General features: G+C 62.5%; 10 protein-coding genes. 5 read left to right on the top strand and 5 right to left on the bottom strand.

What is annotated here, in order from left to right:
• Positions 1–93: 93 nt before the first annotated feature.
• Together LPQ25_RS18685 and LPQ25_RS18680 are read right to left on the bottom strand one after the other, a co-directional pair.
• A complete protein-coding gene (locus tag LPQ25_RS18685) occupies positions 94–837 on the bottom strand; it encodes an SDR family NAD(P)-dependent oxidoreductase (protein ID WP_002893908.1) in 744 nt (247 codons plus the stop codon).
• 57 nt (positions 838–894) lie between these two features.
• Positions 895–1,983 carry an oxidoreductase gene (locus LPQ25_RS18680; RefSeq protein WP_004191385.1) on the bottom strand — a complete coding sequence of 363 codons (1,089 nt, stop codon included), beginning with the start codon at positions 1,981–1,983 and terminating at the stop codon, positions 895–897.
• A 163-nt stretch (positions 1,984–2,146) separates the two neighbouring features.
• On the opposite strand from LPQ25_RS18680, the gene LPQ25_RS18675 reads away from it, so the two are divergent.
• The 4 genes from LPQ25_RS18675 (at position 2,147) to LPQ25_RS18660 (ending at position 7,072) form a co-directional block, all read left to right on the top strand.
• The gene (locus LPQ25_RS18675; RefSeq protein ID WP_014907937.1) at positions 2,147–3,649 is read left to right on the top strand and encodes a sugar ABC transporter ATP-binding protein; all 1,503 of its coding nucleotides are present in this window, start codon (positions 2,147–2,149) and stop codon (positions 3,647–3,649) included.
• The gene (locus tag LPQ25_RS18670; RefSeq protein WP_002894035.1) at positions 3,646–4,644 is read left to right on the top strand and encodes an ABC transporter permease; all 999 of its coding nucleotides are present in this window, start codon (positions 3,646–3,648) and stop codon (positions 4,642–4,644) included. Before LPQ25_RS18675 ends, LPQ25_RS18670 begins: the two co-directional genes overlap by 4 nt.
• Before the next feature lie 20 nt (positions 4,645–4,664).
• Positions 4,665–5,729: a sugar ABC transporter substrate-binding protein gene (locus LPQ25_RS18665; RefSeq protein WP_002894036.1), complete on the top strand. Its 1,065-nt coding sequence runs from the start codon at positions 4,665–4,667 to the stop codon at positions 5,727–5,729.
• A gap of 101 nt (positions 5,730–5,830) precedes the next feature.
• Entirely contained in the window at positions 5,831–7,072 is a 1,242-nt protein-coding gene (locus LPQ25_RS18660) for an LVIVD repeat-containing protein (protein WP_004210861.1), read from the top strand.
• A 213-nt stretch (positions 7,073–7,285) separates the two neighbouring features.
• Here the strand turns inward: LPQ25_RS18660 and mtnK are convergent, their stop codons facing one another.
• A complete protein-coding gene (gene mtnK, locus LPQ25_RS18655) occupies positions 7,286–8,485 on the bottom strand; it encodes an S-methyl-5-thioribose kinase (RefSeq protein WP_014907935.1) in 1,200 nt (399 codons plus the stop codon).
• A gap of 101 nt (positions 8,486–8,586) precedes the next feature.
• Here mtnK and mtnA point away from each other — a divergent pair, with 101 nt between their 5' ends.
• Positions 8,587–9,615 (top strand): S-methyl-5-thioribose-1-phosphate isomerase, encoded by a 1,029-nt coding sequence (gene mtnA, locus LPQ25_RS18650; protein WP_012737629.1) that lies wholly within the window; start codon positions 8,587–8,589, stop codon positions 9,613–9,615.
• 60 nt (positions 9,616–9,675) lie between these two features.
• Here the strand turns inward: mtnA and LPQ25_RS18645 are convergent, their stop codons facing one another.
• Positions 9,676–10,944, bottom strand: a complete 1,269-nt coding sequence (locus tag LPQ25_RS18645; protein ID WP_004178993.1) for a histidine phosphatase family protein — start codon at positions 10,942–10,944, stop codon at positions 9,676–9,678.
• Between the two features lie 25 nt (positions 10,945–10,969).
• Positions 10,970–12,328, bottom strand: coding sequence for an MFS transporter (locus tag LPQ25_RS18640; RefSeq protein ID WP_002894151.1), 1,359 nt, complete (start codon positions 12,326–12,328; stop codon positions 10,970–10,972).
• Positions 12,329–12,333 lie beyond the last annotated feature (5 nt).

Here is a 12,333-nt window from a genome sequence, read left to right as displayed (position 1 = left end):
GAGAAAAAACGCAGGTAAGAGGCAAAACGCAACCCGTCGAGGCGGCGCGGAAAGGCCTCTGCCGGGCGACAGAGGCTTGCAGAAAATGTGCGATCAGGCGTTCAATCCGCCATCCACGTCCAGCCCCGTACCGGAGATCTGCCCGGCGGCCGGGCTGGCGAGGAAGGTGACCGCCGCGGCGATGTCTTCCGGCTGGCCGTAGTGACCGACCGCAATCATCTGGCGCTGGGCTTCCGCCTGTTCCCCATCCTCCGGGTTCATATCGCTGTTGGTCGGCCCTGGATGGACAAGGTTAACGGTGATCCCGCGAGGGCCTAAATCACGCGCCAGGCCACGGGTCAGGGCGTTGAGGGCGGACTTGGTCATGGCGTACACCGCGATGCCCGGCATGGCCACGCGGTTAGCCAGACAGCTGCCGATATTGATGATTCGTCCGCCATCGGCCATATGCACCAACGCTTCCTGGGTGGCGATGACCACCCCACGGATATTGACGTTGATAAGCGCGTCAATGTCCGCCAGCGTCATGGATTCCAGTGGACCGCCGCGGGCTATTCCGGCGTTGTTGACCAGAATGTCCAGCCCGCCGAGGGACCGGGCCGCATGGGTGACGGCATCCTGAATCGCCTGCGCGCTGGCGCTGTCGGCCTGTACCGCTTCGCCGTACCGACCCAGCGCCTTTATTTCATCGGCGACCGCCTGGGCTTTATCGACCGATTTTTCATACGTAATAACCACATCGGCGCCGGCGCGCGCCAGCGACAGCGCGATGGCGCGACCCAACCCACGGCTGGCGCCGGTAACCAGCGCCTTCTTACCTGTTAAATCGATCTGCATGATGACCTCGTTGCGAGAGTGGTGAGCATCATCATTAGGTATAGACGGTCGGGGTGATTAACGGCTGAAGTATTCCACCTTCTCAAACGCCGCGCGCAGAACCTCAGGGGTTAACGTCACCGGTAAATAGTGAATCGACTCGCCCGGGCGCAGGGTATGGGCAATGACCCGGTCCAGCTCTGCGCGGTTATTGATATCGACTTCCAGCGCCGCCAGGGTGGTCGGCAGGTTAAAGCGCTGATACGCCTGCACTAACTGCGCCAGCACATCGTCCTGACCAAGCAGGGCGCTCTGTACCAGAATGCCGTAGGCCACTTTGGTACCGTGAAGAAATTTATCCGTCTGCGGCAGCACCGTCAGTCCGTTGTGCACCGCATGGGCGGCGGCGACCCGGGTGTAACGTTCCCCCAGCCCGCCAACCATCCCGCCACCGGCGATAATCGCCTCCACCACATCGCGAAACGCCTGGGTCAGATCGCCGCGGCGCTGGTCCGCCAGCGCCGTTTCGCTGCTGGCCAGCAGCACGTCGCGGATCGCCAGCGCGCCGTTAATCCCCAGCCGTACGGTGAGCGGCAGCGCCTTCGGCTGCGGCGCCAGCACCACGGCCTCATACCATTTGGCTAAGGTGTCGCCAATGCCCGCCAGCAGGTACTCCGCCGGGGCGTTGAGAATGATGCGCGGTTCGACCAGCACCAGGAAGTTGGCGTCATCGAAGATCTCAAAATTCAGGGCCTGTCCGGCGTCGCTATACCACACCGACAGCGGCGTCCACGCCGCGCAGGTGGCGGCGATAGTCGGGATGGCCACCAGCGGTACCCCCAGGCGGCGGGCCAGCACTTTCGCGCTGTCGAGCAGCGCGCCGCCGCCGACGCCAATCACTACCGCCCGATCGTCACCGGAGGCCTGCACCAGCCCCGCCACGTCGCGTTCGCTGCAGTGGCCGGTAAAGCGGATCTTTTTCGCCTCCGGCAGGTGGAAGGCCGCCGGCAGAAAAGGTTCGGCGCCGGCCAGAGCGCGCTCGCCATAGACCCACACCGCTCGCGAGAGCTGGTCGGCGTTAAAAAAATCGCTCAGCCGCTCAAGGCTGCCAGGATGGGAGAAATAGTTGGCCGGGCCGGGCACGACGCGGATATCGCTGTTGCTCATGGAAGCTGTCCTTATGGGTGTTGGGCTAACCTGATGTTATGTCTGGACATCCAGATGGCTAATATTATTTCGTTGTATCTTATGCTTTTTACGCAGTTGTCAGCCAGCGGCGGCTATGAAAAATTCGTTAAATCAGAAGATTAATTGCCGCACGGGAGCAGTGATGAGCGCGAATCGCCTTGAGATGCATAACATTAGCCTGGCCTTCTCCGGCTTTCAGGCGCTGAACAAGGTGGACTTTACCCTCCATGGCGGGTCGGTGCATGCCCTGACCGGGGCCAACGGCGCGGGTAAGTCGACGCTGATGGCCGTGCTGTGCGGCACCCACGCCCACTATGAGGGCGAAGTGACGATCAACAACCAGCCGGTCATCATTCGTTCGCCGCGGGATGCTAAACAGCTGGGGATCCACCTGGTGCAGCAGGAGGTGGACGTGGCGCTGGTGCCGGGCCTGAGCATTGCGGAAAACATTATGCTGGACAGGCTGGCGGAGCCGGGCATGACCTTCCGCTGGTCGCGGGTTCGGCAGCTGGCGCGCGAGGCGCTGGCGCAGCTGGATGTGGCGCTGGACGTCCGGCGCTCCATTGACAGCTGCACGCTCGCCGAAAAACAGCAAATCCTGTTGGCCCGCGCCCTGTCGCACCATTGCCGCTTTTTGATCCTCGATGAACCCACTGCGCCGTTGGATCAGCATGAAAGTGAGCGTCTGTTTGCGGTAGTACGCCGTCTGCAGCATCAGGGGATCGGGGTGGTGTTTATTTCGCATCGTATCCATGAGCTGAAGGCGATCTGCGACACCCTGACGGTGCTGCGCGACGGGCGGCTGATTGAGAGCGGCCCGATGGGGCCGCTGAGCGGCGAACAGATCGTCGAAAAGATGCTGGGCCACGAGCTGAGCGATATCTTCCCGCCGCCGCGCCCGCCGCACGGCGAAGAGGTGCTGTTGCAGGTTGACGGTCTGCATGATGAGGCGTTGCTGCAGGATATTTCGCTGCGCCTGCGGAAGGGGGAAATTCTGGGTATCGCCGGGCTGGCCGGCGCGGGCAAAACCGAGCTGTGCAAAGCGCTGTTCGGCGCCAGCAAAAGCCGGGTGCAGCGTGGCGAGCTGAACGGCCAGCCGTGGCGACCGCGCGATCCGGCCGACTCGGTGGGGCGCGGCCTGGCGCTGGTCCCAGAGGAGCGACGCAAAGAGGGCATTTTCATTGAAGAGCCGATCGCGATGAACCTGGCGGTCAGCGCCGATAACAGCTTTTCGCGCTGGAGCCTGTTTGGCCATCGGCAGGCCTGGCGCTGGGCGGAGGAGGTGATTGCCCGCCTCGGCGTGCGCGCTACCGGTCCCGGTCAGACGCTGCGCCGTCTTTCTGGCGGCAACCAGCAGAAGGTGGCCATTGGCAAATGGCTGCGCGGTGATGCCAACGTTTTGATTTTTGACGAACCGACCAAAGGGGTCGATGTGAAAGCGAAAACCGATCTGTTCATGCTGATCGATGGTCTGGCGCGGGAAGGCAAAGGGGTGATTTATGCCTCGGGTGAATTCGCCGAGCTGGTCGGTTTATGCGACCGCATCTGCGTACTGTGGGACGGACGGATCGTAGCGGAGATCCCCGGCGCGGAAGCCCGGGAAGAGACACTGCTTTATTATTCAACCGGAGGAGCGGCAGCGTGAGCAAGGCCCTGGCAGTGAACGCGACGGTATCGGGCCGTCAGCGATTTTTTGATTTTCTCTATAAGTGGGGCATGTTGCTGACCGTGGTGCTGCTGGTGGCGGTCTTTGGCCTCGCCTCGGACAACTTCCTTGACCCGTTCAACATCATCAACATTCTGCGCTCGATTGCCATCGTGACGGTGATTGCCATTGGGGTGTCGATTTCCCTCACCATCGGCGGCTTCGATCTGTCCGTCGGATCGACGGCATCGCTGGCTAACGCGCTGGTGATTTCCCTGTTTGTCTGGCATGGCCTGGGGACCACCGAAGCGATTCTGATAACCCTTGCGCTCTGCACCCTGGTGGGGCTGTTTAACGCCTTTCTGATCGTGGTGCTGCGCATTCCTGACATGCTCGCCACCCTGGCCAGCCTGTTTGTGATTCAGGGCGTGGCAATGACCTACAGCTACGGTGGGTCGATTACCGAAAACATGGTTCTGCCGAGCGGCGAGATGGCGGAGGGTACTATCCCGGCGGCCTTTGGCGCGCTGGGGCAGGTGCCGACCATCGTCATTATCATGCTGGTGGTGACGCTGGTCGCCCAGCTGGCGCTGTCGTTCACTACCCACGGACGGCGGATGTACGCCATCGGCGGCAACCCGGAGGCGGCGCGGCTCTCCGGCCTGCGGATCACGCGTTACAAAGTCGCAGCATACGTGATTGCCTCGCTGCTGGCCGGGCTCGGCGGCATTCTGCTGGCCTCGCGCATCGGCTCTTCGCAGGTCAACGCCGGCGGCGGCTATCTGATGGACGCGGTGGCCGCGGCCTGGATCGGCTTTTCGCTGGCGGGCTCCGGCAAACCAAACGCCCTGGGGACGCTGGTGGGGGCGGTGATCCTCGGCGTGCTCTCCAACGGGCTGGTGATGCTCTCGGTGCCGTATTACGCGATGGACATTATTAAAGGGTTGGTGCTGGCTGGCGCGCTGGCACTGACCTATTTTCAGCGCCGTACTTAACATTTTACAGGGTAAACCGCATGAAAAAGATCGCACTCTCTCTGATGACGCTGGGTCTGCTGCAGTCGACGGCGGCGCTGGCCACCGCCCCGACGCCGGTGCCGGCGGCGATTGCCGAACACAACGGCCCGATCCGCATTGCCGTGATCCGCAACCTCGGGTCTGACGATAACACCACCCAGTTTGTCGCCGGGGCGTTGCAGGAAGGCAAAAAGCTCGGTTTCAAAATCAGCACCTTCCTGAGCAACGGCGATGACGCCAAATTCCAGGACTTCGTCAACCAGGCCATCAGCCAGAAATACGATGGCATTATTCTCTCTCAGGGGCGTGACCCGTATTCCACCGCCCTGGTGAAGAAGGCGGTGGACGCCGGGATCAAAGTGGCGGTGTTCGATACCGCGGTAAGCGGTGAGATCCCCGGGGTGACGGTCAGCCAGCAGGATGACGCCTCACTGACCGAGCTCTCCTTTGGCCAGCTGGTGAAAGACTTCAACGGTAAGGCCAACATCGTCAAGCTGTGGGTGGCGGGCTTCCCGCCAATGGAGCGCCGTCAGGCGGCTTACCAGACGCTGCTGAAGCAAAACCCGGGGATTAAAGAGCTGGAGTCGATCGGCGCCGTGTCATCCGATGTGCAGGGCGACACTGCCAACAAGGTGGGGGCGATCCTCGCCAAGTATCCGAAAGGGAAAATTGACGCGATCTGGGGCACCTGGGATGCCTTTAGCCAGGGGGCTTATAAGGCGCTGAAAGAGAACGGCCGCACCGAGATCAAACTCTACAGCATTGATATTTCCAACCAGGATCTGCAGCTGATGCGCGAGGCCGGCAGCCCGTGGAAGGTGAGCGTGGCGGTGGATCCGAAGCTTATCGGCGCGACCAACGTGCGGCTGATCGCCAATAAGATCGCCGGCGAGCCGACGCCAGCCACCTACGACTTCAAGGCGGCAGCGATTCCCCAGGCGCTGCTGGCGGCCCAGCCGGGAGCGGTAAACGTGGCGTCGCTGGGGAAAATTATCCCTGGCTGGGGCCAGACCGAAGACTTTATCGCGCCGTGGTTCGCGACGCTGGAAGCGAAGAACAAATAAAATCAAGCCGGGTGGCGGTGGGCGGCGGCCTGGTGCCCTCGCCCCGGCCCTCTCCGCAGGGAGAGGGGGAAAACCATGCCACCGGGCGAGAGGGATCCCCTATGTCAGCATTACCTTCCCCCGAATACAGCCGCAATATGCGGCTGATTGGCCATAGCGATCAGGGCGGTCGTCCGGACGGCGTGCAGCTGATGGTGCATCGCGGATTCGCCTATATCGGCCATATGGTGTCGCAGGGCTTTTCCGTGGTCGATGTTCGCGATCCGACCCGGCCCACCACCGTCAACTATATTGCCGCGCCGCCGGGCACCTGGAACGTGCATCTCCAGGCGCATGACGATCTGCTGCTGGTGATCAACGCCCGGGATCTGTTTGCTGACGCCCGTTTTGCTGATGAGAAGGTGTACTACACCCGCTCGGTGGGCGACACGGTCAGCGATGTGCAGGACAAGGGCTGGAGCGCCGGGCTGCGCATCTTTGATATTTCCACTCCCGCGCAGCCGCGGGAAATCAGTTTCCTGTCGCTTAACGGCATCGGTATTCACCGCATCTGGTACGTCGGCGGGCGCTGGGCGTATGTGTCCGCGCTGATCGACGGTTTTACCGACTACATCTTCCTGACCATCGATCTGGCCGATCCGCGTAAGCCCGAAGTAGCCGGGCGCTGGTGGCTGCCGGGGATGCACCAGGCGGGCGGTGAAACACCGGACTGGCCGCAGGGCAAACGCTATGCGCTGCATCACGCCATTATTGCCGGGGATACCGCCTACGGCAGCTGGCGCGACGGCGGCCTGACGCTGCTGGATGTCAAAGACCGTACCCAGCCGAGGCTGATTAGCCATCGCAACTGGAGCCCGCCGTTCGGCGGCGGAACGCATACCGCGCTGCCGCTGCCGGATCGCGATCTGCTGGTGGTGCTGGATGAAGCGGTGCTCGATAACCAGGAGGACGGCGAGAAGCTGATCTGGCTGTTTGATATCCGCGAGCCAACCAACCCGGTGAGCATCGCCACCTTCCCGCCGCCGGACGAAGCGGATTACGTGGCGAAAGGGGCGCATTTCGGCCCGCACAACCTGCATGAGAATCGTCCCGGCAGCTTTGTCAGCTCAACGCTGATTTTTGCCACGTATCAGAATGCCGGCGTGCGGGCTTACGATATTTCCAACCCGTATCGCCCGCTGGAGACCGGGGCGCTGGTCCCGGCTGCGCCTGAGAGAATGATGGATACCCGTCCCGGCCGCCCGCGGGTGATCCAGTCCTGTGACGTGTTTGTCGATGCGCAAGGCATTATCTACAGCACCGATTACAACGGCGGGCTATCGGTGATTGAGTATCTGGGGTGAGGGTAAGGTAAACGCAAAATTGTGCTCGCATGTCTGCCGGGTGGCGGTTTTCGCCTTACCCGGCCTACGAAAGAGTGCAAGATCAAACCGTTATGCGGCTATCTGTAGGCCCGGCAAGCGCAGCGCCGCCGGGCAATCCCCGAAAATAGCACTTTTTTAGGGGGTGCTCCCTCTCCCTGTTGGAGAGGGTTGGGGTGAGGGAAACAGGCGCACTCAGCTGTACTGGCGTACCCGCGCCAGCAGCTCGTCGACGCTGTCGATACGCTCGGCCAGCACGATCAGCGCTCTGCCCAGGGTAATGGCGTGGCGCAGGCACTCATGACGCATGGCGTCGTCCTGGATAGTGTCGATATCCGCGACGTGCGACAGTCCGACGCTGCGGCGGATCAGTTCGCTGCCGCAGAAGCCGACCGCGTCCGCCCAGACTTTCTTCAGAAAGGCGGAGGCATAGCCGGGGTAAGCCAGCGCCGCGTCGCGGGTTTTCTCCGCCGCCAGCGCCTGGAAGCGCTCGGCGAAGGTGGTCCACAGCTGGTGGATGTCGTTCAGCCGCTGCTCGCGCGCGGCGGCGGCATCGCGAATGCCGAGCTGGCCCGGCAGGCCGCAGTAGTTAAGCAGCAGGTTGCCGATGGCGGTGCCGATATCGAAGCCAATGGGGCCGAAGTAGCCGAACTCGGCGTCGATGGCCTTCAGGCTGCCTTCGGCAACGAAGATCGACCTGCTGTGGATATCGCCGTGCAGCAGCGCTTCCGCATGGGCAAAGAAACGGTGCTTCAGCGCCGCCACCGCCAGCTTAAGCTGGGCGTCGTCGCGCAGGGCGGCGACATCGGCCTCCAGCTCCGCCGGGTAGTTATTGCGCTCGTGGATCTGATACGGGTCGTTAAAGAACAGATCCTCGGTGATCTCGCACATCGCCGGGTTAATAAACTGCGCCACCTGCGCCTTTTTCTCGTGGGGATGGAGGTAGAAATCGCTGGTGTGAAACAGCACCTGCGCCAGATAGTCGCCAAGCTGGCGGGCCGCCTGGGGATAGTAGACGTTAGCGATAAGCTCTCCGCGCCAGATGCGGTGGTCGGAAAGATCTTCCATCACCATCACCGCCAGCTCGGGATCAAAGTGATGGATTTTTACCGTGTGCTGCGGGCTGTGCTGATAGTGGGCGACCAGGGTCTGCGCTTCGAGACGGGCGCGGTCGAGGGTCAGCGGCCAGGATTCGCCGACGCAGCGCACGTAGGGCAGGGCCTGTTTGACGATCGCCCGGCTGACGCCCTGACGATCGAACACTTTAAACACCAGATTGAGGTTGCCATCGCCCACTTCCTGCGCGCTGACCAGCTCAGATGGGTTGTCGATGCCGGCGAACTGTTGCGCGTAAGCCACGGCATCGTGGGCGGTGAAGGTATGGTATTGCGACATTGCCTCGATCCTCGAATTCTGATTAAGCCGTTCAGACGTCTATACTTCTGGATTCCATCCTGACACAATGTGATACAACAACGCAACAGGGATTTAACGACATGCAGACATTACAGACCACCAGCCTGCGGGTGAGTGAAAATCAGCTTTTTATTCTCGACCAGCAGGCCTTGCCGCAGGAACAACGCTGGCTGGCGGCGGATAACGTTGCGCTGCTGGTGGACCATATTCATACCCTGCGGGTGCGCGGCGCGCCGCTGATTGGCCTGTCCGCCAGCCTGCTGCTGGCCCTGCTGGCCCAGCGCGGCCTGAACCGGGATGCACTCCAGCAGGCGCTGGAGACGCTGCGCGCGGCGCGGCCGACGGCGGTCAACCTGATGAATAATCTGGATCGCATGAAGCAGGCGCTGGCCCGGGAGGATTACCCGCAGGCGCTGGAAGCGGAAGCCTTGCGTCTGGTCGAAGAAGATAAACAGCTGTGCGACCGCATCGCTGAGGCGGGCAGTGCGCTGGTGAAGCCCGGCAGTCGACTGCTGACCCACTGCAACACCGGTGGCCTGGCGACCGCCGGGGTAGGGACCGCCCTGGGCGTTATCGCGCTGGCGCACCGGCAGGGAAAGGTGACCAACGTATGGGTTGATGAAACCCGGCCGCTGCTGCAGGGCGGTCGTTTAACCGCCTGGGAGCTGGGCGAGCTGGGCGTGCCCTATCAGCTGATCGCCGATTCAATGGCCGCCAGCCTGATGGCGCAGGGGCAGGTGGATGCGGTGTGGGTCGGCGCCGACCGTATCGCCGCCAACGGCGACGTGGCGAATAAAATCGGCACCTATTCTCTGGCGGTTTTGGCCCATTATCACCAGATCCCGTTTTACGTCGCTGCCCCGCAGACCACCCTCGATCGCTATTGCCCGAACGGGGCGGCCATTCCCATTGAGCAGCGCGCCGCGGCCGAAGTGACCGGAGTGGCGGGCAGCTTTGGCGCGGTACAGTGGGCGCCGACGGGGGCTGCCGTTTACAATCCGGCGTTCGACGTCACGCCTGCTGGGCTGATAAGCGGCTGGGTGCTGGACAGCGGGGTGGTCACCCCGGCGCAGGTCGCCGCCGGGGCGTTTGCGCCGGACAATGGATAACGGACGTCGTGCCGGGCCTGGAAAAAAAGGTTTTCCCGGGCCCGGACAAACACCGCGCCGCTACGGCAGGACCATGGCTACCGCCGGGGCGGATGATCGGTCGATACGCTGACCGAGGGCGGTAATAGCCGCCTGGAAGGGACACAGCGTACCGACGTCGGTCTGACGGCAGCCCGGCTGATGCCACTCCTGACGCAGCATCGGGTGCTGCGCGTCCGGCGTCTGCAGACGACGCAGGTCGTCGAGGCCCTGGGCCTGGAAATAGACCCGCAGATAGCGTTCTCCGCTCTTCGCGTTGCGCCAGCGCTCCAGCACCAGGCTACTGCCCGGCGGGATATTTCCCCGGCTGTAGCCCGGCAGCTGCCAGCTAAAGTTCATCAGCGTGCGCACCATGGCGATATTGGTGTCATGGGCCACCAGCAGCAGCCAGCGTACGTTCGGATTCGCCTCCGGTTTGACGCCATCGAGCATAGCGTTGAGCAGCACCGACCCGCGTTTTTGCGCGGTATACAACACATCGTTACTCAGATCGTAGTTTTCCGTTAACAGCGGCAGCAGGGCGGTGATCTGCCTGGCCTGGGTGATCTTGCCCCACGCCAGCTGGCTGAGAGGCAGGTTTTCACTCCAGCCGAGACGCAGCGTCTCCACCATATTGGCCATCACGCTCAGTCCGCTAATGGTGGTCTTCCCACTTTTGCTCTGCTCGACCTGCCACGGGGTATCGAAGATCGGGCAGGGCTTATCGGCCTGACAAACCGCCTGTTTCAATAGCTGGATGGTCGGCGCCAGCGCCTGCCGACGCTGCGCCAGATCCCCGGCCTTCTCTTTCACCGCCGCCAGCTGGCGGGCGGGGTCGGTTTGCGTGGCGGCGAACTTGTCGGTCTGAAACAGGGGATCGGCATCCCCGCTGACATAATGGATAGCGACGCCGCAGCCGGGGAAGGCGCCATCCACCAGCGCCTGGGCGGTCGCTCGCGTCCGCTGCAACGGGCTGGCGCGCACGTATATCGACTCCGCCGTCGGGCATCCGGCCTGCAGCAGGCCGAGCTGGCGGTAATGCTGGCCTTCCGCACGCCCTTTGTTGACCACGGCGGCATAGCCATGGCCGGTGAGCTCCCCGTCATGGGTGGTCCACTCGGTCCACGGTCGGCCGGTGGCGGCCTCGATGGCTTCCCGGTTGCCGGCCGTCGGCGGACGAATACCGTGGCGGCTGAGCTCGACCACTTTCTCCAGCTGCCAGTCCGCGGCGGCGGCAGATTGCAGCGCCAGCAGCGGCAGCGCGCAGGCGATAAACAGGCGTAACAGCCCCTGATGTCTTGCAGGCATCATATCTTCTTCCTTATTCGTTAATCGGTTATGAGGAGAACGAGGTCTGCCGTTCGACGGCATGGCGCCGGGCGACGATGGCGGCAGTGGTAAAACAGAGTAGCGCGGAACCCAGACCGGTACCCACCCAGAACAGCGCCAACGTGCTGAAATCATACAGCGTTTTGCCGTTCTCAAGGATAGCCGTTTTATCAATAATGATCCCGGTGAGAAACTCGCCCAGGCCGGCGCCGGCGTAGCTGGCGATGCCGATGGTGCCGAGCGCGGCCCCCGCCGCTTTGCGCGAAGAGATATCGACGGCGATCAGCCCGCCAAGGAAGCAGGTCAGAGCGCCAATAGTGGCCCCGAAGATAATCATCGCCAGAATATCAGTGTAGTAATTGTGCGGCGACCAGAGCATCAGGGCGAAGCCGGCGGTGTTCAGCAGGCTGATAAACCCGGCCATCACGCTGCGGTTGCGCGGGAAAAAGCGGTCGGAGAGCATGCCGGCGATGATGGTCCCGGCGATGCCGGCGATAGCGTTAACGCCGATAATCCCGGACGCCTCCAGGGTGGAATAAGCTTTATCCTGCTCGAGAAAGAAGATCCCCCAGGAGTTGACGGCGTAGCGGTCGATGTACATAAAGGCGGAGGCGAGGGCGAGGGTCCACAGCGCCGGGTTGCGCAGCGCCAGCAGCTGGTTTTTAAACACCGAGCCGCGGGCTTCGACCTCCTCCTGCGGTTCATCGCGGATGACGTTGATGGAAGGGAAGCCGCTGCTCTGCGGCGAATCGTGCATGAACAGCACCAGCAGCACCACGCCGGCGGCGCCGAGCGCGGCGGTGGACAGGTAGCCCATCTGCCAGCCAAACCCGGCGATCACCGCGGCGATCACCATATAGGTCACCGCCTCGCCGATATTATGCGCCGTCGACCAGATGCCATAGAAGGTGCCGCGCTCCTTAACGCCGTACCAGCGCGCCAGCGAGACCGCGCAGGGGCCGACGCCCATCGACTGCGCCCAACCGTTGATCCCCCAGAAGATGGCCAGCAGCAGGGCGTTGGTGGTCATCCCCATCATCAGGTTCATCCCGGCGCTGAGCAATAAACCGAGGCTCATATAGCGCACCACGTTGGCGTGATCGGCGATAAAACCATTGACCAGTTTGCCGATGGCGTAGCTGAAGAACAGGGTAGAGCCGATCATGCCGAGCTCCGTCGGGGTGATCCCCAGCTCCACCAGCGCGCTTTTAGCGACGGTGAAGGATAACCGGCAGACGTAAAAGGTGACGTAGGCCAGGGTCATGGCGATAAAGGTTTGCCAGCGCACCCGGCGAAAACGGTGTTCATCAAACGCGGCGCCCGCTTTCGGCGGCGACGCCCGGAAAAAAGCGATAATTCCAGACATAGGTG

This window comes from Klebsiella sp. KPN54798, assembly GCF_021184225.1.
In the GTDB taxonomy this organism is placed as follows: domain Bacteria; phylum Pseudomonadota; class Gammaproteobacteria; order Enterobacterales; family Enterobacteriaceae; genus Klebsiella; species Klebsiella pneumoniae.
The sequence above is the reverse complement of the archived record's forward strand: the minus strand, read 5'-3'. Positions and strand labels throughout refer to the sequence as shown.

Bases quoted from the DNA above. Each gene is read 5' to 3' on its own strand.
- LPQ25_RS18660 (WP_004210861.1), top strand. From the start codon at position 5,831: ATGTCAGCATTACCTTCCCCCGAATACAGCCGCAATATGCGGCTGATT.
- LPQ25_RS18640 (WP_002894151.1), bottom strand. From the start codon at position 12,328: ATGTCTGGAATTATCGCTTTTTTCCGGGCGTCGCCGCCGAAAGCGGGC.
- LPQ25_RS18675 (WP_014907937.1), top strand. From the start codon at position 2,147: ATGAGCGCGAATCGCCTTGAGATGCATAACATTAGCCTGGCCTTCTCC.
- LPQ25_RS18665 (WP_002894036.1), top strand. From the start codon at position 4,665: ATGAAAAAGATCGCACTCTCTCTGATGACGCTGGGTCTGCTGCAGTCG.
- LPQ25_RS18685 (WP_002893908.1), bottom strand. From the start codon at position 837: ATGCAGATCGATTTAACAGGTAAGAAGGCGCTGGTTACCGGCGCCAGC.
- LPQ25_RS18680 (WP_004191385.1), bottom strand. From the start codon at position 1,983: ATGAGCAACAGCGATATCCGCGTCGTGCCCGGCCCGGCCAACTATTTC.
- mtnK (WP_014907935.1), bottom strand. From the start codon at position 8,485: ATGTCGCAATACCATACCTTCACCGCCCACGATGCCGTGGCTTACGCG.
- LPQ25_RS18645 (WP_004178993.1), bottom strand. From the start codon at position 10,944: ATGATGCCTGCAAGACATCAGGGGCTGTTACGCCTGTTTATCGCCTGC.
- mtnA (WP_012737629.1), top strand. From the start codon at position 8,587: ATGCAGACATTACAGACCACCAGCCTGCGGGTGAGTGAAAATCAGCTT.